General features: G+C 60.1%; 21 protein-coding genes, 1 pseudogene and 1 riboswitch. Of the genes and pseudogenes, 3 read left to right on the forward strand and 19 right to left on the reverse strand.

All coding sequences use genetic code 11. The features are described from left to right. Positions 1-129: 129 nt before the first annotated feature. Together KJS47_RS03905 and KJS47_RS03910 are read left to right on the forward strand one after the other, a co-directional pair. Positions 130-1,545: an FAD-binding oxidoreductase gene (locus tag KJS47_RS03905; protein WP_213522948.1), complete on the forward strand. Its 1,416-nt coding sequence runs from the start codon at positions 130-132 to the stop codon at positions 1,543-1,545. A 77-nt stretch (positions 1,546-1,622) separates the two neighbouring features. Then, positions 1,623-2,981 carry a (Fe-S)-binding protein gene (locus KJS47_RS03910; protein ID WP_213524953.1) on the forward strand — a complete coding sequence of 453 codons (1,359 nt, stop codon included), beginning with the start codon at positions 1,623-1,625 and terminating at the stop codon, positions 2,979-2,981. Between the two features lie 349 nt (positions 2,982-3,330). Here KJS47_RS03910 and ytfJ read toward each other — a convergent pair. The 9 genes and pseudogenes from ytfJ to ribD form a co-directional block, all read right to left on the reverse strand. Next, positions 3,331-3,756: pseudogene (gene ytfJ, locus KJS47_RS03915) on the reverse strand (GerW family sporulation protein); the annotation flags it as partial. Positions 3,757-3,890: 134 nt separating this feature from the next. Beyond that, positions 3,891-4,577 carry a DUF2953 domain-containing protein gene (locus KJS47_RS03920; RefSeq protein ID WP_213522950.1) on the reverse strand — a complete coding sequence of 229 codons (687 nt, stop codon included), beginning with the start codon at positions 4,575-4,577 and terminating at the stop codon, positions 3,891-3,893. A gap of 138 nt (positions 4,578-4,715) precedes the next feature. Further along, entirely contained in the window at positions 4,716-5,474 is a 759-nt protein-coding gene (gene scpB / locus KJS47_RS03925) for an SMC-Scp complex subunit ScpB (RefSeq protein ID WP_306433004.1), read from the reverse strand. Next, positions 5,431-6,255 (reverse strand): segregation and condensation protein A, encoded by an 825-nt coding sequence (locus KJS47_RS03930; protein WP_213522954.1) that lies wholly within the window; start codon positions 6,253-6,255, stop codon positions 5,431-5,433. Before KJS47_RS03930 ends, scpB begins: the two co-directional genes overlap by 44 nt. Positions 6,256-6,270: 15 nt before the next feature. Continuing rightward, positions 6,271-6,900, reverse strand: a complete 630-nt coding sequence (locus tag KJS47_RS03935) for a zinc metalloprotease (protein WP_213522956.1) — start codon at positions 6,898-6,900, stop codon at positions 6,271-6,273. Positions 6,901-6,914: 14 nt separating this feature from the next. Further along, entirely contained in the window at positions 6,915-7,385 is a 471-nt protein-coding gene (gene ribH / locus KJS47_RS03940; RefSeq protein ID WP_213522957.1) for a 6,7-dimethyl-8-ribityllumazine synthase, read from the reverse strand. 6 nt (positions 7,386-7,391) lie between these two features. Next, entirely contained in the window at positions 7,392-8,621 is a 1,230-nt protein-coding gene (locus KJS47_RS03945) for a bifunctional 3,4-dihydroxy-2-butanone-4-phosphate synthase/GTP cyclohydrolase II (protein ID WP_213522958.1), read from the reverse strand. Between the two features lie 95 nt (positions 8,622-8,716). Next, positions 8,717-9,394: a riboflavin synthase gene (gene ribE, locus KJS47_RS03950; protein ID WP_213522959.1), complete on the reverse strand. Its 678-nt coding sequence runs from the start codon at positions 9,392-9,394 to the stop codon at positions 8,717-8,719. Beyond that, positions 9,375-10,505, reverse strand: a complete 1,131-nt coding sequence (gene ribD / locus KJS47_RS03955) for a bifunctional diaminohydroxyphosphoribosylaminopyrimidine deaminase/5-amino-6-(5-phosphoribosylamino)uracil reductase RibD (protein ID WP_213522960.1) — start codon at positions 10,503-10,505, stop codon at positions 9,375-9,377. Before ribD ends, ribE begins: the two co-directional genes overlap by 20 nt. A 260-nt stretch (positions 10,506-10,765) precedes the next feature. Then, positions 10,766-10,937, reverse strand: a riboswitch (FMN riboswitch). A gap of 156 nt (positions 10,938-11,093) precedes the next feature. On the opposite strand from ribD, the gene KJS47_RS03960 reads away from it, so the two are divergent. Then, complete coding sequence (locus tag KJS47_RS03960; RefSeq protein WP_213522961.1) at positions 11,094-12,344, forward strand: cytochrome P450; 1,251 nt, start codon at positions 11,094-11,096, stop codon at positions 12,342-12,344. Between the two features lie 79 nt (positions 12,345-12,423). On the opposite strand, the gene KJS47_RS03965 is transcribed toward KJS47_RS03960, so the two are convergent. The 10 genes from KJS47_RS03965 to KJS47_RS04010 all read right to left on the reverse strand — a co-directional run bounded on the left by KJS47_RS03965 (position 12,424) and on the right by KJS47_RS04010 (position 20,071). Continuing rightward, a complete protein-coding gene (locus KJS47_RS03965; protein ID WP_213522962.1) occupies positions 12,424-13,098 on the reverse strand; it encodes a GGDEF domain-containing protein in 675 nt (224 codons plus the stop codon). After that, positions 13,098-13,745 (reverse strand): GGDEF domain-containing protein, encoded by a 648-nt coding sequence (locus KJS47_RS03970; protein WP_213522963.1) that lies wholly within the window; start codon positions 13,743-13,745, stop codon positions 13,098-13,100. The genes KJS47_RS03965 and KJS47_RS03970 overlap by 1 nt, the downstream gene beginning before the upstream one ends. A 184-nt stretch (positions 13,746-13,929) precedes the next feature. Next, positions 13,930-14,364 (reverse strand): peptidylprolyl isomerase, encoded by a 435-nt coding sequence (locus KJS47_RS03975; protein WP_213522965.1) that lies wholly within the window; start codon positions 14,362-14,364, stop codon positions 13,930-13,932. Positions 14,365-14,456: 92 nt separating this feature from the next. Then, positions 14,457-15,794: a diaminopimelate decarboxylase gene (gene lysA / locus KJS47_RS03980; RefSeq protein ID WP_213522966.1), complete on the reverse strand. Its 1,338-nt coding sequence runs from the start codon at positions 15,792-15,794 to the stop codon at positions 14,457-14,459. A 139-nt stretch (positions 15,795-15,933) separates the two neighbouring features. Continuing rightward, positions 15,934-16,362 (reverse strand): stage V sporulation protein AB, encoded by a 429-nt coding sequence (locus KJS47_RS03985; protein ID WP_213522968.1) that lies wholly within the window; start codon positions 16,360-16,362, stop codon positions 15,934-15,936. After that, positions 16,359-17,039, reverse strand: a complete 681-nt coding sequence (locus tag KJS47_RS03990) for a stage V sporulation protein AA (RefSeq protein ID WP_213522970.1) — start codon at positions 17,037-17,039, stop codon at positions 16,359-16,361. The genes KJS47_RS03985 and KJS47_RS03990 overlap by 4 nt, the downstream gene beginning before the upstream one ends. A 167-nt stretch (positions 17,040-17,206) precedes the next feature. Next, a complete protein-coding gene (gene sigF, locus KJS47_RS03995; RefSeq protein WP_213522972.1) occupies positions 17,207-17,962 on the reverse strand; it encodes an RNA polymerase sporulation sigma factor SigF in 756 nt (251 codons plus the stop codon). Between the two features lie 11 nt (positions 17,963-17,973). Beyond that, the gene (gene spoIIAB, locus KJS47_RS04000; RefSeq protein ID WP_213524954.1) at positions 17,974-18,402 is read right to left on the reverse strand and encodes an anti-sigma F factor; all 429 of its coding nucleotides are present in this window, start codon (positions 18,400-18,402) and stop codon (positions 17,974-17,976) included. 11 nt (positions 18,403-18,413) lie between these two features. Continuing rightward, on the reverse strand, positions 18,414-18,767 hold the full coding sequence (gene spoIIAA / locus KJS47_RS04005) for an anti-sigma F factor antagonist (protein WP_213522974.1): 354 nt from the start codon (positions 18,765-18,767) through the stop codon (positions 18,414-18,416). A 128-nt stretch (positions 18,768-18,895) separates the two neighbouring features. Next, on the reverse strand, positions 18,896-20,071 hold the full coding sequence (locus tag KJS47_RS04010) for a D-alanyl-D-alanine carboxypeptidase family protein (RefSeq protein ID WP_283772051.1): 1,176 nt from the start codon (positions 20,069-20,071) through the stop codon (positions 18,896-18,898). Between the last annotated feature and the right edge of the window lie 155 nt (positions 20,072-20,226).

A 20,226-nucleotide genomic window follows, 5' to 3' on the forward strand; every position in this document is an offset into this window, starting at 1 on the left:
CTCGTTCCTCCGCCCGTGCTGTGGGGCGAAAAAGGATATACACTTCTTTTATCATAAGCTATAATGAAACCAAAGTCATCTGATGACCTGATCTATTCATTTTCTATTCAACCAATGGAGGTATTTGCGATGCTGGAGCCATCCCTCAGCAGGAAGCTGACCGAAATCGTCGGCGACGGATTCTACCGTGAGGATTCGGAAGCCTTGATAACACATTCCTATGACGCGACCCCCATGGTGCAAGCGCTGCCAGACGGCGTTATCTATCCGGCCGACAAGCATCAGGTGGCCGCCATTCTGAAGCTGGCGAACGAGCATCGGATTCCGATCGTGGGGCGGGGCGCCGGCACGAATCTGTGCGGAGGCACCGTCCCTGTCGAAGGCGGCATCGTCATGGTGATGAACCGCATGAACAAGCTGCTCGAGATCGACCAGGACAACCTGACGGCGACCGTCCAGCCCGGCCTGAACACCAAGCAGTTCCATCTCGCCCTTGAGGAGCTCGGTCTCTTCTACCCGCCTGATCCGAGCAGCATGGTGATCTCGACGCTCGGCGGCAACATCATGGAATGCGCCGGCGGACTGCGCGGCCTCAAGTACGGGACAACCAAGGATTATGTTCTCGGTCTGGAGGCGGTGCTTCCCTCCGGGGAGATTATTCGCACCGGCGGCAAGCTGTACAAGGACGTGGCCGGCTACGACCTGACCAAGCTGCTCGTCGGCTCCGAGGGGACGCTCGCCATCGTCACGGAGGCGGTGCTGAAGCTCGTCCCCGCCCCCAAATACAAGAAGACGATGGTAGCGATGTACCGGGACATTCACGCGGCTGCCCGGACCGTATCTAAGATCGTCGGAAACCGGATCATTCCGGCGACACTCGAGTTTCTGGACAATGCCACGATTCGCGTCGTCGCCGAATTCAACAAACTGGACCTGCCGCTCGACATGGAAGCGATGCTGCTGATCGAGCAGGACGGCGGAGACCAGGGGCTGATCGACCGCGATATCGACAGCATCGTGGCCATCTGCCGGCAGGAAGGCGCGGATGAGGTCCGCATGGCCCAGACAGCCGAGGAAGCGGAGAAGCTGATGACGGCCCGCCGCAGCGCTTTGTCGACACTGGCCCGCATCCGGCCGACGACCATACTCGAGGACGCCACCGTGCCTCGGTCAAAAATTGCCGAGATGGTGCTCGCCATCAACGAGATTGCGCACAAGTACGACGTTACCATCTGTACGTTCGGCCACGCCGGAGACGGCAACCTGCACCCGACCTGTCCAACGGACGCCCGCAATCCCGAGGAGATCCACCGGGTCGAGGAGGCGTTTGCCGAAATTTTCGACGCTGCTATCGCACTCGGCGGCACGATCACGGGCGAGCATGGAGTCGGCACCGTTAAGGCTCCGTTCCTCGAATGGAAGATCGGTCCGGCCGGCATTGAGATAATGAAAGGCATCAAGAGCGTATTCGACCCGAACAACATAATGAACCCCGGCAAAATCTTTGCCAAGCAATCAAGAAAAAGAGTGGTGGTCCAGCGATGAGTACAGCCAAACCCGTCCACGAAGAGCGAAACCCGGTCGGGGCGATCGGCGAGCCGTCCCCTCCCAATCTGGCCAGCATGGCGCGCAAGCCGGTCAACCCGCTCGCCGAGGCTCTCAAACAGAGCCTCGATTACGAAGAGCTGACGAACTGCATGCGGTGCGGCTTCTGCCAGCCGGCCTGTCCCACGTTCACCGAAACCGGCATCGAGGCCGCATCCCCGAGAGGGCGGATCGCCCTCATGAAGGCGGTCGCCGACGGGCTCATGGAGCCAGACCAGGCGTTCAAGGACCAGCTCGATCTCTGCCTCGGCTGCCGCGCCTGCGAGCCGGTGTGCCCGTCGGACGTCAAATACGGGCATCTGCTGGAGCAGGCCCGCGACACGATTGAGGAATATGCCGAGCATCGGCCGCAGGTCAAGCTCGTCCGCACCGTCATGCTGAAGCATGTGTTCCCGAAGCAGAAGCTTATGAAGCTGGTCGGAGCCGGGCTTGCCACGTACCAGAAGAGCGGGCTGCGCTGGGTCGCGCGCAACGCCGGCATTATGAAACTCTTTCCTGAGAATCTGCGCCAGATGGAGCGGATCCTGCCGGATGCGACCCCACGCGGAGTCGTCGAAAGGATCGGCGAGCACTACCCGGCCAAGGGAGAACCGATCGCCCGTGTCGCCATGTTCCGCGGCTGCCTGATGGACGTTCTTTTCACGGAGACGAATGTGAACACCGTCAAGCTGCTCTCGGAGGCCGGCTTTGAGGTGGTCATCCCCAGAACGCAGAACTGCTGCGGCGCTCTGCACGCTCATAGCGGGGAGCAGGAGCTGGCACGCGAGCTGGCGCGCAAAAACATCCGGGCTTTCCGAGAAGCGGGCGTCGATTATATCGTCTCGAACGCGGGGGGCTGCGGCGCCCTGCTGATGGAATACGACCATCTGCTTAAGGATGATCCCGCCTACGCCGAAGACGCCAAGTGGTTTGCCGAGCGGGTGAAGGATGTCAGCGAGATGCTCTATGACATCGGCCGCGTGCCGTCGTTCCGCGAGCCCGGTATGAACAATGGAGAGGAGAAGGCTCTCACGATCACTTACCAGGACTCGTGCCATCTTCGCAATGTGATGCGGGCATCGAACGCTCCCCGCAAGCTGATGCGCGAGGTGAAGAACGTCCGGTACGTCGAGCTGAAGAATGCGGACAAATGCTGCGGCTCGGCCGGCACCTACAATCTGGTGCAGCCGGAGATGTCCACGCAAATTCTCGATCACAAGATGGAGCATGTAAAAGCGACGGACGCACGCTACCTGCTCACCAGCAATCCCGGCTGTCTGCTGCAAATGAAGCTGGGAATCGAACGTGAATCGATCAGCGGCTCGATGCAGGCGCTCCATCTCGTCGATTTCCTGTACGATCGGCTCGAGAAGAAAGAGACGGGCGCCACCTCGTAATTCTACGGCCGGTGCACGAAGCATGCCCGGCGCGGTCATCCCGCCGCTGCCGCCTCACATAAACAAGCCCGCAGGGCATGCCGTTATCCGGCAGCCTGCGGGCTTTGTTTGCTTTTTTAAGAAACCTACTTCCCGCCTGTTCTCAGTGCCTCTCGGCCCTTTAGACGATGAAGTTTTGGTTGTCGTTCTTGCTGCTGCCGCCGCTTTGGGCCGACTTGCCCGATCCGGCCATCTGGCTGGATCCGGCCGTGGAGCCTCCGCTCTGCGTGATGAAGCCGTTGCTGCCCATCGTGCCGCCGCCGGCCATCCCGCCAGTCATCCCGCCGGCCGCGCCGCCGGTCATGCCGCCGGTCATCCCGCTCGTCCCACTTCCCTTCATCATCGTCTGGATCTTTTCGACTACGCGAGGGGCGGATTCGATCAGCCGCTCCATCAGATGAGTCTGGTTGTCAAGCGGAACGATTCGGACGCCCTGGTTTCCTACGACCAGGAAAGCGATCGGCGTAATCGAAATCCCGCCGCCGCTGCCGCCGCCGAAAGGAAGTGCTACAGAAGCGTTATGCCCGTTCGGGACGCCTGCCTGTGTTCCGCCTCCCTGCTCGCCCGAAAATTCGCTGCCGCCGGCGGCAAAGCCGAAACCAACCTTGGAGATTGGCATAATGACGCTGCCGTCCGGCGTTTCGACCGGGTCGCCTACGATCGTATTCACATCGACCATATCCCGGATATTTTCCATCGCCGTCTTCATTAAACCTTGAATCGGATGCTCGGACATGGGGTTGCCTCCTTAATGAGTGAAGTATGCCGTTCCTTGAAACAAGACGCATAACGGGTATGCTCACGTTTAGCATCTCCTCAGTTCCTCGGCCTCATGTACGCTGGTGAGAGGGACTTGAAGGAGCCGAGGGCTCATGCTTCCGTCAAAGAACCCTGCCGCGCCTGCTCCTTCCTCATTCGCAGCAGCCGGTTAGCGAGTGTCATTCCTGCCACGAGCAGCGTGCCCACCCGAATCTCGAGCCGGCAGACAACCTCGGTCGTGAACGTCAGCTCGTTATATTGGGGAACGACGGCCAGCTGCGGCCGGGTTCCCTCGGCAAGCGGGAGGTAATGAAACATGCCTCCGCACAGCGAGGACTGGATCGCCCAGACCGCGCCTACGGACATCGCGGTTTCGGGAGCGTCTCCCAGCCCGATATGCGTGTTCCAGGAGAACCCGGTGCAGCGGAACTTTGCTATCGTTTCCTTAAGCCAGCCAAAGTAATCCGGCACGTTTTCGATAAAACTAGCAAACCGGTCGAACCAATCCCGAATCTTCTCCCTGGTCAGCAGCTCTTTGTTTCCTTCCGCTTTCTCCGGTTGATGCACATTCATACTTTTCGTTTTGATATCCCAGCCCTTTTCCCAGCCTTTGAAGGCAATTTTGGGAACTTGGACTTTTCGCTTGACAAGCCCGAACAAGGCATGGATCTCCATATAGAGGTCGTCGTTCTTTTCCTGCCGGGACAGATACAGCTTGATGCGCAGCCTGGACGCCAGCACTACTCCCGCCGCCGCGGCGAAGAGCAGCAGCCCGCCGACGAGCCACCAAATACTCATGTGACCGCTCCTTCCGCTCCTTTCGACCTTACACTTCCTTTACGGACAATAGAAAAAACTCCGTCCGAAGCAGTCCAAAGTCTGCCTCTGTACGGAGTTTAGTATGGTCGCCGCCAGCGGTTTGCATGCGCGAAAGGTTCAGTCCTTGTCGTCCTCGCGGGATGCCGAAACCTCCTTCATGAAGTCGGGAAGCTCGTCTAGGTCGGGCAGCTCGGGCAGGTCGGGGAGAGGCTCTTCCTCTCGCTCCTCCATCCCGGCGGGAGACGAATCTCCTTCCGGAGAATGCGCATGCTGCCGTTCCAGCAGCTCGTGCTCCAGCTCCTCCATCGAGATCTGCTCGTCGGCGTCCAGCTTGTCGAACAGCATTCTTGCTTCTTCGTCCAGCTCGAGGTCCTTCTCGAACTTCTCCTTGTCGGGCAGCTGCGTAATGCTGCTCAGCCCAAAGTAATCGAGGAACGACTTGGTCGTCCCATACAGAATCGGTCGGCCGATCGCCTCCGCACGGCCTACCTCCTCGATCAGCTCCTTGGTGACCAGCGTCTGCAGCGCCCGCTCGGCCTTGACCCCCCGGATTTCCTCAATCTCCACCCGGGTGATGGGCTGCCGGTACGCGATGATCGACAGCGTCTCCAATGCCGCCTGTGACAAGGAAGCCCGGTGAGGAGAATGCGCCAGCTTCTGAAAATAAGACGCGTGCTCGGGCAGCGTCGCGAGCTGGAACGTATTGGCCAGCTCTACGATCTGGATCCCTCTGCCGGATGCAGCCAGCTCATGCTGCAGCTCGCGAACGAGCCGCAGCGCTTCTTTGTTGTCGATCTCCAGCACGTCGGCCAGCTGTCTGCTGTCCAGGCCCTCATCCCCGGCCACGAACAGCAGCCCTTCCACCGCTGCCTTCAACTGAGGTTGGCTCCTCTGCAAGTCCATTCTCCCTTCCGTCCTCTCTTGCCTGTATCACAATCTCGTCAAACAGATTGTGCTGGTAGCATTGAATGCGTTTGGTCTTCATCAGCTCCAGCAAGGCGAGAAAGGTGACCACGATATCTTCGCGGGTACATTCTTCCTCGAACAGCTTGCTGAACAGCACCTTGCCGCCTCGGCCACCGACCAGATGCAGCACTTCCGCCATACGGTCCTTGACGGAGATTTCGTCGCGGCGAATCTTCGTAATGCGTCCGCGCTCGACCATCTTGGTGAGCGCCTTCCGGAACGCGCGAACCAGATCGTCCACCTCAAGCCCCTCGACCGGGTTGCCCGAACGCTCCGGGACATAGGGAGCCAAATCCTCCGGTTCTCTCATAAACAGGAGGCTTCGTTCCGTCTCAAGACCCCGGAGATGCTCGGCGATGCCTTTGAACTTGCGGTATTCGATCAGCTTCTGGACAAGCTCCGCCCGCGGGTCCAGCTCGTCTTCTTCCTCGCCGGCGTCCCAATCCAGCTCCAGGACGGGCGGCTTCGGCAGCAGCATCTTGCTCTTGATGGACAAGAGCGTCGCCGCCATGACCAGAAATTCGCTCGTCACATCCAGCTCCAGCTCCTGCATGACGTTCAAGTATTCGAGGTACTGCTCGGTAATCAAGCGTACCGGGATATCATAGACATCGACCTCAGCCTGATCGATCAAATGCAGCAGCAGATCCAGGGGGCCTTCAAATTGCTCCAGCTTGAATGTTACCTTCACTCGGTTCTCCCCCGCTCATATGGAATAGACGGACAGCAGCAGGCGGCTCACCCAGAGAAACAATGGCTGCAGCATCCGCTCGCCGAGCGGCAGCGCGAGCAGCAGGACCAGGACGAGCTGGCTCCACTTGTCAACGGACGGGAGCAGAGATTCGCCTGCATCCGGACGCCGGGCGCGCAGCCACAGCGCCATGTCCAGCGGATAGAGGGGCAGCAAATTCAGGAAGACGAGATAGACGGTCATTTGGAACCCGTAATCGACGAGGCCCTTGGCCAGCGTTTCGATCCAGGTCATCGAGGCGTGGCTGCCCCAGCCGGCCATGCCGTACGACGCCCAGCCGAGCAGGACGGCAAGCACGAGATACGCGAGCGCCCCCGACCCGTAAATGAGAAAAGCGGCGCGGGATCGCCGGCCGCCCAAGGCGGCCGGATCGATCGGCACCGGCTGTCCATAGCCGTATGGTCCGAACAAGGTCATGAGCAGGCCGAGCGGAGCCACATGCCGCAGCGGGTTTAAGGACGCCCGCCCTCTCTGCCTTGCCGTACGGTCTCCGAGCATTCCCGCGATCGCCGCCTGGACGTATCCATGAACCGTCACGACGACGAGAAGCGCGAGGACGCGGTACAGCAGGGAATCGAATTCCAAAAACCCCGCCCCCATTAAGCCTTCAGCTGCTTAACCAGGTTCACCATTTCGATGGCGGTTGCGGCCGCTTCCCAGCCTTTGTTCCCGGCCTTCGTGCCTGCGCGCTCGACAGCCTGTTCGATCGAATCGGTCGTCAAGACGCCGAACACGGTCGGCACGCCTGTTTTGAGGTTGATCGCCGAGACGCCTTTGGAAACTTCGCTGCAGACGTAGTCGAAGTGCGGAGTCGATCCGCGGATGACCGCCCCGAGTGTGATCACTGCATCATATTTGCCGGACTCCGCCATTTTTTGGGCGATCAGCGGAATTTCGAATGCCCCCGGTACCCAAGCGACGTCGACCTCTTCCTCGGCCGCGCCATGGCGCTTGAGCGCATCCAGAGCGCCCGACAGCAGCTTGCCCGTAATGAATTCGTTGAACCGGCCCACTACGATGCCGTAGCGCGCTTCCTTGGATACTAGATGTCCTTCATAGATTTTAGCCATATCGGGTTACTCCTCCGTTTGGTCGGCCGCAAAAACGAGCAGATGGCCGAGCTTCGATTGTTTGGTGTGCAAATAGTTGGTATTGCTTTCGTTCTCCGGCATCTGGATCGGCACGCGCTCGGTCACTTCCAAGCCGTAGCCCTCGAGACCGGTAATCTTGCGAGGATTGTTCGTCAGCAGGCGCATCTTGCGGACGCCGAGATCCTTGAGAATCTGCGCCCCGATCCCATACTCCCTCAGGTCGGGAGCAAAGCCCAGTTTCAGGTTGGCGTCAACTGTGTCTAGCCCTTCCTCCTGCAGCTTGTAGGCCTTCAATTTATTGATCAGGCCGATGCCTCTGCCCTCCTGCCTCATATAGAGCAGAACGCCCGAGCCCGCCTCGTCGATCTGGCGAAGCGCCGCTTCCAGCTGCGGACCGCAGTCGCAGCGGTGCGAGTGGAACACGTCCCCCGTCAAACATTCGGAATGGACGCGGACCAGCGTCGGCTTGCTGCCGTCGATTTTGCCCTTCACGAGAGCGACATGCTCCTTGTTGTCCACTTGGTTCGTGTAGGCGACGGCGTTGAAGACGCCGAAGTCGGTCGGCAGCTTGACCTCGACCTCCCGCTTGACGAGTTTTTCCTTCTCGTTGCGGTAATGGATCAGGTCGCGGATCGTAATCACCTTCAGCTCGTGCTGCTTGGCGATCTCCATCAGGTCCGGCACGCGCGCCATCGTCCCGTCTTCCTTGATCACCTCGCAGATGACGGCCGCCGGATAGGACCCGCACAACCGGGCGAGGTCGATGGCCGCTTCCGTATGCCCTGCTCTCCTCAGCACGCCGCCGTCCTTGGCGATCAGCGGGAAGATATGGCCCGGACGGCGAAAGTCGGACGGCTTGGCGTTCGCGTCCATCAGCGCCTGAACCGTGAGCGACCGCTCATGCGCCGAGATGCCGGTCGTCGTATCGACATGGTCGATCGAAACGGTAAAGGCGGTGCCGTGGTAATCGGTATTGTGCGTAACCATAGGCGGCAGCGCCAGCTCCTTGGCCCGCTGCTCGGTAATCGGGGTGCAGACGAGGCCGCGGCCTTCCCGGATCATGAAGTTGATCATCTCCGGGGTTGCCTTCTCGGCCAGCGCAATGAAGTCCCCTTCATTCTCCCGGTCCTCGTCGTCCACGACGATGACCGCTTTGCCCTGCATCAGCTCGTAGATCGCTTCCTCAATTGTATCAAACCGGACGTTGTCCGTCATGTTGATTCCCCCTTTTCAATGCAGAAAATGCTATGCGATGCCATCTTAGCTCCCATCCTGGCGGCACAGACCATTTTTGTCTGCCCTCAGGACGTTTACAGAAATCCGTTCTCCGCCAAAAAGGTAGCCGTGAGCCGCGAAGCCGATGCTTGCCCGCGGCCGCCGGCGGCTCCCTCGTGCCCGCGGAAGGCAAGCAGCCGCTCGACATATTTGCCGAGCACATCGCATTCGATATTGACGGCATCTCCCGGAGTTTTGTGCTGCAGGATCGTTTCGGCAAGCGTGTGGGGAATGATCGACACGGAGAATTCCGCCTCGGTCGCCTCCACCACCGTCAAGCTGATGCCGTCCACCGTGATCGAGCCTTTCGGTACGATATATTTGAGCGTATTGGGGTCATGCGGGGAAAATCGGAAAACCACGGCGTTATCCTCCGCCGCCCGCGACAGGATGACGGCCGTCGTATCGACGTGCCCCTGCACGATATGGCCGCCGAACCGGCCGCCCGCCGCCATCGCCCTCTCCAGATTGACGGGAGCTCCCGGCTTCAGGGACGACAGCGTCGTATGCCGGAACGTCTCAGGCATGACATCGACGGTGAAGGTGCTGTCGTCGTAGGCGACGACCGTTAGGCACACGCCGTTCACGGAGATGCTGTCGCCGATCTGTACGCCCTTCAGCACCCGGCTGCCCTCCAGCACAAGGATCATCGCCTGCCCTTGCCGGGCTACCCGTCTCAGGCGCCCTACTTCTTCAATCAGTCCGGTGAACACGGGCTTCCGCCCTCCTTCCGTATTGGGGATAGCCGATGAGACAGAAGTCCTCCTCGAACGTTTGGACCGTAAGACGCGTCAGGCGCACTGCCTCCTGCATCTTATCGAACCCGCCGAACCGAAAATTGCCCGGCGCGGCGTCCCCTCCGATAATCTTGGGTGCATAGAACAAATAACACTTGTCGATCAATCCGTGCTCAAGCATGGCGCCGTTCAGGCGGCCGCCTCCCTCCAGCAGGATCGAGGCGATCTCCCGCCGGCCCAGCTCCCGCATCGCCGCCGCCAGGTCGACCTCGGGCCCTTCACCGCAGACTACGACCTCCGCACCGGCTGCCTCGAGCAGCTGCCGCCGCTCGGGAGAGCCGAGCTCCGTCGTGAGCACGAGCACCCGGCCGCCTCCCTTGAGCACATTCGCGTCCTCCGGCAGCCGGAGCCTCGAGTCGACCACGATACGAGCCGGGTCCAGAGCCGGAACCGACAGGCGCGTGGTCAGATGAGGATCGTCCGCAAGCACCGTGCCGATGCCGGCCATGATCGCCTGGTACCGGTGACGCAGCGTATGGACGAAGGCGCGAGACCGTTCGTTTGTGATCCACTTGCTGTCACCCGTCCTACTCGCGATTTTGCCGTCCAGCGTGCTGGCGGTCTTGAGCGCGACGAAAGGCATGCCGGTCACAATGTACTTGTTGAACGCCTCGTTCATCGTCCTGGCCTCTTCCTCGAGCAGTCCGACCTCCACCTCGATCCCGCTGGCGCGCAGCCGTTCCACTCCCGAGCCCGCTACGAGCGGATTCGGATCCAGCGTGGCCACGACGACCTTGGCCACCTTCTCGTCGATGAGCCGGTCGCTGCAGGGCGGCGTCTTGCCGTAATGGGAGCAGGGCTCCAGCGTGACGTATACCGTGCTGCCCTCCGCCTCCGGGCCGGCCATCCGCAGCGCATTCACCTCGGCGTGTCCGCTGCCGCGCTTCAGGTGAGCGCCCGTGCCTACGATACGGCCCTCCTTCACGATGACGCAGCCAACGACGGGATTGATCCCCGTTTGCCCCTGAGCTCCCTCGGCCAGCTGGAGCGCCAGTCTCATATAGCTTTCGGCCGTCAGGATGTCCATGGACACCGCCCTCCCTTACTGCGCCGTAACCGGCGCATATTCATACAAAAAAAGCCCGCCGCAAATGATGCAGGGGCTTTGGGATGCAAGTAGCAAAAGCAAACCAACCGTCTGGCCAAGCTGATTCAGATCCACATGCGGGAACAGACGGCTTGCATTCCAGGAATGCACCGCGACCTCAAGCACACGACGCCTCATAAAGCAGTCGCCGCGCACGTCCATGTGAACCGAAGCACTTGCGCTGCCGCTCGTTCGGTTCGATCTTCCTTCTCCCATCCAGACTATACTGTCGGTTTCGGATTTGCACCGAATCCACCGGCAGGCGGCTGCCTGCACGGGTCACGGACTTGCCGGCGCCTTCCGCTCCGCTGGAGGGAGGCTCGTGCCGGAATCACCGCCGGTAGGGAATTTCACCCTGCCCCGAAGGAATGTATGTGTTGTAACAAAAAAATCTTATCACTCGCTACGCGAAAATGCAAGCTTCCTGCCAGCCTCTGGCAGGCGGGAGTGTTCTCGTTTACAATAGTTGGCATAAGAGATGCGGTGTTTCCAATTTTGGTCGTGCCGCCAAAAAAGGAGCTGTTCCGTATGACCGAATCTATACAAGCCGGCTCCCTCCTTCCTCCCGCAGCCTGGTTTCAGGCTTATCGGCCCGAGGATCATGAGGACCCTTACCCATTCTACCGCCGGCTTCAGAGCGAGCAGCCCATCCTCTATCTGGAGGAACGTCGCATGTGGGCCGTATCCCGCTACGAAGACGTCGAGCGGATTTTGAAGAGCCCTGCAGCCGTCCGGGAGAGAAGAAACACCCTGCCACCCGAGAAAAGAGACCAAGTCCCCGCGCCGGCTCCCCAGTGGGCCTCCATCCGCCGGATTACCGACAGCTGGATGCTGTTCCGCGACGCTCCGTCGCATACCAGGCTGCGCGGCCTCGTTCAGCCCGCCTTCTCTCCTCGTCGAACCGAGAGACTGAGAGCCTCCGTCACCGTGATCGCCGGCCGGCTCGCGGCAACGCTTGCCGAAATGCCGGAGCCCGATCTCATCGCGGACTTCGCGTTCCCTCTCCCCGTGCTCGTCGTCGCCGATCTCCTGGGCGTTCCGTCCGAGGATCACGCCTTGTTCAAGGAATGGTCGCATGCCGTCGCCCGGCTCCTCGATGTGGCTATCGTCCTCCCCGATGACGTACCCGTCATTAGCCGGGCGATGGAAGAGATGGAGGTTTACTTCGCCGATCTAATCCGCGCGAGAAGGAAATCGCCGGGCGAAGATCTCATTAGCTCTCTGCTGGCGGCAGCAGACAGCGGCGACCGGCTGAGCGAAACCGAGCTCATCTCTACCTGCATTCTGCTGCTCGTTGCGGGACACGAGACGACCGTCCATCTCATCGGCAATGCCGTACAGCTGCTGCTGACACATCCAGACGAGCTGGCTTTGCTCCGCTCGAACCCCCGCCTCCTGCCGTCTGCCGTGGAGGAGACGCTCCGCTTCGAGAGCCCCGTTCAGATGACCGACCGCCTGCTTGCCGAGCCCTTGCTGCTTGGGGGCGAACGGCTCGAGCAAGGTGCGAACGTGATGCTGCTCCTCGCTTCCGCCAACCGGGACTCGGACCGTTTTCCAGAGGCGGACCGCTTCCGGGTCTCGCGTTCCCCGAACCGCCATCTCGCGTTTGCGTCCGGCCCCCATTTTTGCCTGGGGGCCCCGCTCGCCCGGGTGGAAGGAGAGGAGGCGCTGCGGGCGTTTCTAGCCGTCTCGTCGGCGCCCGAGCTCGTGCCCGAGAAGAGTAGGCGCCGAGCGACTATTCTGTTCCGCGGATGGGAGGAGCTGCGCGTCAGGCTGTAAGCCGGCCGCGCCTGGTGATCCCGGACCAACCAGCAAGGCGCCTGCTTCGGGGAACAGCCCCGCAGCAGGCGCCTTGGCTTTATCCGACCGAGCGGGCCTTCCAGCCGACCTCGATCGCGTCTTTCTTCTGCTTGGCGGCGTACATGACCTGATCGGCATGGTTCACCAGCTCTTCGGCGGAGGCGTACCCTCCATGGTCGACGACAATGCCCATGCTGATCGTGACGGAGACCTCTTCCGCCCCTCCGAACGGGAGACGAATCTGCTGGATGCTCCTGCGGATCGCCTCCGCCGTTTCGAGCGCTTCCTTCTTGTCAGCCCCAGGGAAGACCAGAGCGAATTCCTCGCCGCCCCAGCGTGCGGCGTACGCCCGGCTCCCGACATGGCGGCATAGCCGCGATCCGACCTCTCTCAGCACCTCATCCCCCGCAATATGCCCGTAGCGCGAATTGAAGGAGCGAAAATCGTCGATATCGATGACGGCGACCGCCAGCGGCCGGCCAATCGCGCGATGCCGGCGGAACACGCTGTCCAGCTTGCGGAACAGGAAACGCCTGTTGAACAAGCCGGTGCATTCGTCAATCATCGACTGCCGGTACAAGCGGACAAGCCCAAGCGCCGCAGCAGCTCCGCCCGCCGCCTCGGGAATCCAGGCTAGCCAGGAATAAGGCTTGCCCGCCTGAAGCAGTCCCCAGCTCGTCCCAAACACTAGCAGTCCCGCAATTACACCTATAAGTCCTGTCTTCCATCGCATCATGGCGCCTCCCACGGATCGATCCGGTCATACTTGCGGAGCAGGTCGGTCAGCGCCTCGCGCAGCAGCGCCGACTCGGTCTTCTTCTCCTTCTCCGCAAGCGCCTTGAGCCTGCGAAGCATAGCGGCCTGATAGTGGCAGGCTTTGAGCACCATCTCATCGCTAGGCGGAAGCGCCACCTGATTCCGGCCCGCCTCCTTGGCGGTCGTCAAGGCAGCGTCGGCGGCATGAAGAAGCGTGTCCGCATCCTTGGCATCCCTCGGATATTGAGCGACGCCCGCGGTCAGTCGGATCGGAGGCAGGTCCTCCAGCTCTCCGGCTACCGGACTAGCCGCCACCAGCCCCCGCAGCTGCTCCATCCGCAAGAAAGCCTGCTCCAGGCTCGCCCCCTCGAGCAGGACGGCGAAAGCGTCACCGGAGAGGCGGAAGCAGCAGCACCGGCCGAAAGAGCCCGCCAGAAGCTCCGCCACGGCGATTAAGACGCGGTCCCCGCCCTCTCGGCCGAAATCGCGGTTGATGGCCCCGAAGTGATCGAGGTCGAGGAGAGCGACAGCCGTCGGCTTCTCCCGCTTAATAGTGTCCGCCAGCAGATCCTGCAGGCTGGCCTGGCTGCCAAGGCCGGTCAAAGGATCGAGTCTTCCGTGCATGTCCATTCCCCTTTTATATGTACGTCTATATATTCTATCATCTATAGATAACAAAAATTGTAAAAGGGGAGACATTATTTGTCAATGGGCGAGTGGCCCTAGTTCACCTTCGAGTCGCACAAAAAAAGGAACCCTTATAAGGGTTCCTTTGGTCAGCAGCCGGAGCCGCCGGTAGGCTTGTCCGTTATGCAACTTCGACTACCTTGACGGTTTCCATGCGGTCGCGGCCCTGGAACTCGTCGACGAGCTCCATTCCCTTGACGACCTTGCCGAAAACCGTATGCTGCCCGTCGAGGTGCGGCTGCGGCTTGTAGCAGATGTAGAACTGGCTGCCGCCGGTGTTGCGGCCGGCATGCGCCATGGCGAGCGTTCCGCGCTCGTGCTTGTTCGGGTTAATCTCACAGTTGATCGTATAGCCGGGTCCGCCGGTTCCGTTCCCATTCGGGCAGCCGCCCTGTGCTACGAAGCCGGGGATCACGCGGTGGAACAGCAGGCCGTTGTAGAAGCCCGAGTTCGCCAGTTTCTCAAAATTGGCCACCGTGTTGGGGGCATCCTTTTCGAACAGATCGATGACGACTTCGCCGCCGTTTGCCATTGTAATAATCGCTTGCTTTGCCATTGTGCATTCGCTCCTTTGATCTGCTGGGGATAGAGGAAAGTTCAGAAATAGGCAGGGGACAGCAAAAGCCGGCTGATGCCCTGCCTGACCAATTAAACCGTGCGGGCCGCCTCAGGCTTGCGAAGCCGATCCGGTACGACGTCGTTGCCGACCACATCGCCGAGCGACTCGCGCTTCACAACGACATCGGCCTGGCCGTCCTTGACGAAGACGACGGCCGGTCTGCGGATCCGGTTATAGTTGCTCGCCATGGCATAATTATACGCGCCCGTGCACGAGACCGCCAGCAGGTCGCCGCTCTCCGCACGCGGCAGCTCGACGTCCCAGATCAGCATGTCGCCGCTTTCGCAGCATTTGCCGGCAATCGAGACCGTCTCTTCGTTCGGCTCGGAGGCGCGGTTCGCCAGCATGGCTTCGTACTTCGACTCGTAGAGCGCCGGACGCGGATTGTCCGTCATGCCTCCGTCAACCGCTACGTATTTGCGCACGCCTGGGATATCCTTGAACGTGCCGATCGTGTACAGAGTGGTGCCGGCGTCGCCTACAATGCTCCGGCCGGGCTCGACCCAGATCTCCGGGATCGGATAGTCGTGACGGCTGAAATAGCTGCTGATATCCTCGGTGATCGCCTTGATGTACTCCTTGATCGGTAGAGGCGTGTCGCCCTCTACGTAGCGGATGCCGAAGCCGCCGCCCAGGTTGACCACGCGGAACGTTACGTTCAGCTCGGCCCGTACCTTAACTGCGAAGCCGATGACCTTCTCGACCGCCATCTTGAAGCCCTCGACCTCAAAAATCTGGGAGCCGATATGGGAATGGACGCCCAGCACGTCGATATACGGCAGGCGGGACGCCTCTTCAATGACCCGGTAGGCGGAGCCGTTGCCCAGGTCGAAGCCGAACTTGGAATCCTCCTGGCCGGTGGAAATGTAATCATGGGTATGCGCTTCGACGCCGGGTGTAATCCGGAACAGCACCTTGGCGGCCTGCCCCTTCTCGCCGGCGAGAGCATTCAGCAGATGCAGCTCGACAAAGTTGTCCACAACGAAGCAGCCGATTCCAGCGTCCAGTGCCATCCGGATCTCGTCCGGGGTCTTGTTGTTGCCGTGAAAATGAATCCGCTCCGGGGGAAAGCCCGCCTGGAGCGCCGTGTGCAGCTCGCCTTCGGAGACGACGTCGAGCGATAATCCTTCCTCTTCCACGATCCGGCACATCGCCATGACGCAGAACGCCTTGCTTGCGTATGCCACCTGGAAGCGCAGGCCCGATTCGCGGAAGGCGTCCACAAACTCGCGGCAGCGCTGCCGGATGAGCGCCTCGTCCATCACATAGAGGGGCGTGCCGAAACGAGCGGCGAGCTCGGTCGTGTCGCAGCCGCCGATTTGCAGCCGGCCTTGCCCGTTAATTTGACTTGTCCCATGTAAATACATCCGTTCCTACCTCTTCCCTTAGACGCAAGTTCAAGGCCAGTGCGGCCCCTTAAAACAATTTCTTTTAAGGTACCATAACCTAATAAGGAAGACAATAAGCCAATTACCCGGCGGAGTCCGGGCACGGACAGTCAAATCTTCAGTAAATCAGCCACTCGAACAGCGAGCCGAGCACCTTGCCGAACACCATCGCCATGAGCAGCAAAATGAGTTGACGGCTCATGCCGAGCCGCTTGGCGAGGATCGGGAGCACGTTGATGATCTCGGTCAACGCCGCGGCCAGCATACCGACGAAGACGCCGCAGAACAGGCCGGCGACGGCCGGTGCCAGTCCCGTCAGCCGCGTGCCCCAGCCGAAAAAATCCGCGAACGTCCAGTAGACGGAGCCGCCGATGACGGCGCCCTCGTACCAGCCCAAGCAGCTGCCGGAGCGGGTAATCTGCGCGAGACGGGGAATGATGTCGAGCACCACGAGAAAGGCGACCATCCCGCTGCCAACGGCCAGCCCTCCGGCGAGACCGATCAGCACCTGGGCAAGGCCGGACGCTGCCTCCGTGAGCGAAATCATGGGTTACTGCCTCCCCGTCCGCCCTCGGAGACCGAATGGGGCTGTTCTCCGCCCTCCTCATCCGCGAGCTTCGCATATTCCTCCGTTATTATGTAGTGGTTCATGTTCTCCTGGTAGAGGAACATTTCTACCTCAAGCGGACTCGGCTCCTCGTTGAATTTTTTCTTGAACAGATGGTTGAAGAACAAAATCATCCCGATGCCGATCCCAAACGAGTAGGGAATCTGGAGCAGATACGGCCGTTCGCTGTCGGAGCCGGTCAGCAGCTCGTAGATCCGCTTGTGAACCTCCAGCATGCTCACGTCCGCATGAAAGTTCATGATCGCCATTCCCGAGCCGATGAAGAGGAGCAGCCAGACGAGTGCGATGACGAGGGGATGCGCGGGACGCTCTCGTCCCGCGATCTCCACGAGGGCGTGGGGCTCGCCGTACAGCTCGAGCTGCAGGCCGGGGAACGATCGGCGGATATGCCGGATAACGTAGAGCGCGTCGATCAGCACCATGTTGCCGTCCTTTGGCTGCGGCAGGCGGATCGGCAGGCGCCGAAGCCGTTCCTCCAGTCCCGGCTCGCACTGCAGCTGAGCGACGGCTCCCAGCTCGATCACATCGCCTGGCTCGCAACGTACCCGTTTGCGAAATCGCAGATAAACGACTGCTTCTTCTCCGCGGATTGGCATGCCCCTCCCTCCTTCTCCAACGCCCCCATATGTTCGGCAGGCAAATCCGGACATATGTCCTGTCAACTGGCGGATAAGGATAGTATGCCCAGCGGATACAAAAAAAAGAGGCGACCCGGCCGCTGCCCGGCCTTCGCCTCTTTCCTGATTGGTTCTTTCACAGGTCGTTACTGGGCGATCTGTTCCCGGATCGCTTGGAGAATCTTCTTCTCGAGCCGGGAGACCTGAACCTGGGAGATGCCGAGCCGCTCGGCTACCTCGGACTGCGTCTGATCCCGGAAGTACCTCAGATAGACAATCAGCCGTTCCCTCTCGTTCAGCATGCCGATCGCTTCGTTCAGCGCCATCTTCTCGAACCACTTGTCCTGCGTCTCGTCCGAGATCTGGTCCATAAGCGTAATCGGATCGCCGTCGTTCTCGAACACCGTCTCGTGAATCGACGTCGGAGGCTTGTTGGCCTCCTGGGCAAGCACGACGTCCTCCGGTTCCAGCCCCAAATGGTCGGCCACCTCTTTGATCGTCGGCAGCCGGCCGAGCGTCTTGGACAGCTCGTCCTTCGTCTTGCGGACCTTGTTGGCCAGCTCCTTGAGCGAACGGCTGACCTTCACCGTGCCGTCGTCTCTTAGGAACCGCTGGATTTCTCCGATGATCATCGGCACTGCGTAGGTGGAGAACTTGACATCGTACGACAGATCAAATTTGTCCACCGATTTCAGCAGGCCGATGCAGCCGATCTGAAACAAATCTTCCGCCTCATATCCCCGGTTCAAAAACCGCTGGACCACCGACCAAACGAGCCGGATGTTGCAGCTGACCAGAGTATCCCTGGCAAGGGTATCGCCCGATTGGCTGAGAGCGATGAGCCGTTTGACCTCCGCATCGTCAAGATAGCTGTGAGTGGCATGCTTCAAATCGACATTCATATCCAAATCCCCTAATTATAGAGCGCTTTTTTGGTTTCGATTCGCTTGGTCATCCGGATCGAGGTGCCGCGGCCCGGCTCGGTCTCAACCTCCAGCCGGTCCATGAAGTTCTCCATGATGGTAAAGCCCATGCCCGACCGTTCCAGCTCCGGCTTGGTGGTGTAGAGAGGCTGGCGCGCCTGCTCCAGATCGGAGATGCCCCGGCCGTTGTCCTCGACCGAGATATGGACGGTTTCGTCCTCGATCTCGCAGGTGATGGTGACGATGCCGTCGGGATTGCCGTCGTAGCCGTGAATGATCGCATTGGTAACGGCTTCCGAGATGACCGTCTTGATGTCGGTCAGCTCGTTCAAGGTAGGATCGAGCTGGGAGACGAAGGATGCTACGGCGACACGAGCGAACGATTCGTTTTCGGAACGGCTCGCGAATTCGAGCTTCATGAAATTGTTGCTCACGATACGACCTCCAGACTGGAGACCGCGCGCCGCTCGTTCTCCTCGATAGTGAGAATCTTGAACAGACCCGACATCTCAAACAGGCGGTAGACCGCCGGACTGACACTGCATACGACCATGCGGCCGCCTTTGGCCACAACCTGCTTGTAGCGCCCCAGAATGACGCCCAGTCCGGAGCTGTCCATGAAGTGAAGATGCTCCAGGCTGAGGATAACGTGAGTGACGGTGGGGCGGGTCAGCGCCTCCTCCATCCGTTCCTTGACCAGCTCGGCCGTATGATGGTCCAATTCTCCGCTTAGCCGGACGATCAGCATGTTGCGCTCGTAATGCAAATCGATTTGCAGACTCATCTGTGCATTCCTCCTCCATCTTGCCCATCTCATTCTACGAGACGGAGGGGGAATCCTTCCCTGCCGACAAAACTAGAAGAAAAGCGCCAGAACTAGGGAAATGCCGCTAGGTTCCGACGCATTCCGCATCATTGGACGAAGAACAGCTCTCCGGCCGTCCGCTTAAGCAGCGTCCACCAGCCTGCCTTCGGGACATCTTGGGGAGCGTAGAGCGGAAACTCCTTCAGCTGCTGCTCTCCTTTGTAGATGACCAGCTTGCCGATCTCCTGTCCTGCGGCCAGAGGTGCCTTGAGGCGCTCATGGAATTGGATCTCGTGGCGGATCGAGCCGTCCGCTTCGCCTTTCTTCATCAGAATGCCGTATTGGTGCTTCGCGACGAGCGGGATTTCACGGACCAACCCTTTCTCGACGACCAGCGAGCCAAGCGAATCACCGGACTTGACCACTGGATGATTCGTATACTGCGAGAATGCGAAATCGAACAGCTTGGTCACTTCCGCGTTGCGTGTCTTGGTGTCGGGCTCGCCGAGCACGACGGCTACGACGCGGAACGAATCTTTCTTCGCGGTTGCGGTCAGACAAAATCTGGCTTCGCTCGTATACCCGGTTTTGAGCCCGTCCGCTCCCGAGTAGAACCGTACCAGCTTGTTCGTGTTGACGAGCCAGAACGGCTTTTCCGTATCCTTGCGCAGGTAATCCTGATAGGCCCCGGTAAACTTGGTTATCTCCTCGTGCTTCAGCAGCTCTCTCGACATAACGGCGATGTCGTGGGCCGAAGTATAGTGATTCTCCGCCGGCAGCCCGTTGCAGTTCACGAAGTTGGTGTTCGTCATCCCGAGCTCCTTGGCTCTGGCATTCATCTGCTGAACGAACGCTTCCTCAGAGCCGGCCAGCTTCTCGGCCATTGCGACCGACGCGTCATTGCCCGACGCCATCGCAATCCCTTTGAGCATATCCTGCACCGTCATCTCTTCACCCGGCTCCAGGAAGATCTGGGAGCCGCCCATTGAGGCGGCGTATTCGCTCGTCCGCACCTTGTCGGACAACTGAATCTTGCCGTCGCCCAGCGCCTCCATGATGAGCAGCATCGTCATCACCTTCGTGATGCTTGCGGGAGGAAGCTTCTCATGCATGTTCTTCTCAGACATGATCGTCCCCGTGTCGACATCCATGAGCACCGCCGACTTGGCATTCGGCGTCAGGTCGACCGGCTGCTGCGCGGTTTCCTTGGCATAAGCGGCGGGTGCCAGCAGCAGAAGTGCGAGCAGGCCGGCCGTCCAGCCGGAAATCCATCGTTTCAACATGAATCTGTCCCCTTTCTGGAACCTAGTAACTGGTAATGGGTAAAACGGCTGCTGCCTATCATTGTTGACGCCTTTGCAGCAAAATATTCCCAGATAGGTTCACAGATCGCTCAATTCTGCTGTGCGTGAAATCACAGGAACCGGCAGCGATGCGG

It is taken from the genome of Paenibacillus sp. J31TS4, from assembly GCF_018403265.1.
In the GTDB taxonomy this organism is placed as follows: Bacteria; Bacillota; Bacilli; order Paenibacillales; family NBRC-103111; genus J31TS4.

Bases quoted from the DNA above. Each gene is read 5' to 3' on its own strand.
- KJS47_RS03905 (WP_213522948.1), top strand. From the start codon at position 130: ATGCTGGAGCCATCCCTCAGCAGGAAGCTGACCGAAATCGTCGGCGAC.
- KJS47_RS03910 (WP_213524953.1), top strand. From the start codon at position 1,623: ATGGCGCGCAAGCCGGTCAACCCGCTCGCCGAGGCTCTCAAACAGAGC.
- KJS47_RS03920 (WP_213522950.1), bottom strand. From the start codon at position 4,577: ATGAGTATTTGGTGGCTCGTCGGCGGGCTGCTGCTCTTCGCCGCGGCG.
- ribH (WP_213522957.1), bottom strand. From the start codon at position 7,385: ATGGCTAAAATCTATGAAGGACATCTAGTATCCAAGGAAGCGCGCTAC.
- KJS47_RS03945 (WP_213522958.1), bottom strand. From the start codon at position 8,621: ATGACGGACAACGTCCGGTTTGATACAATTGAGGAAGCGATCTACGAG.
- ribD (WP_213522960.1), bottom strand. From the start codon at position 10,505: ATGGACATCCTGACGGCCGAAAGCTATATGAGACTGGCGCTCCAGCTG.
- KJS47_RS03960 (WP_213522961.1), top strand. From the start codon at position 11,094: ATGACCGAATCTATACAAGCCGGCTCCCTCCTTCCTCCCGCAGCCTGG.
- KJS47_RS03965 (WP_213522962.1), bottom strand. From the start codon at position 13,098: ATGCGATGGAAGACAGGACTTATAGGTGTAATTGCGGGACTGCTAGTG.
- KJS47_RS03970 (WP_213522963.1), bottom strand. From the start codon at position 13,745: ATGCACGGAAGACTCGATCCTTTGACCGGCCTTGGCAGCCAGGCCAGC.
- KJS47_RS03975 (WP_213522965.1), bottom strand. From the start codon at position 14,364: ATGGCAAAGCAAGCGATTATTACAATGGCAAACGGCGGCGAAGTCGTC.
- lysA (WP_213522966.1), bottom strand. From the start codon at position 15,794: ATGTATTTACATGGGACAAGTCAAATTAACGGGCAAGGCCGGCTGCAA.
- KJS47_RS03985 (WP_213522968.1), bottom strand. From the start codon at position 16,362: ATGATTTCGCTCACGGAGGCAGCGTCCGGCCTTGCCCAGGTGCTGATC.
- KJS47_RS03990 (WP_213522970.1), bottom strand. From the start codon at position 17,039: ATGCCAATCCGCGGAGAAGAAGCAGTCGTTTATCTGCGATTTCGCAAA.
- sigF (WP_213522972.1), bottom strand. From the start codon at position 17,962: ATGAATGTCGATTTGAAGCATGCCACTCACAGCTATCTTGACGATGCG.
- spoIIAB (WP_213524954.1), bottom strand. From the start codon at position 18,402: ATGAAGCTCGAATTCGCGAGCCGTTCCGAAAACGAATCGTTCGCTCGT.
- spoIIAA (WP_213522974.1), bottom strand. From the start codon at position 18,767: ATGAGTCTGCAAATCGATTTGCATTACGAGCGCAACATGCTGATCGTC.
- KJS47_RS04010 (WP_283772051.1), bottom strand. From the start codon at position 20,071: ATGTTGAAACGATGGATTTCCGGCTGGACGGCCGGCCTGCTCGCACTT.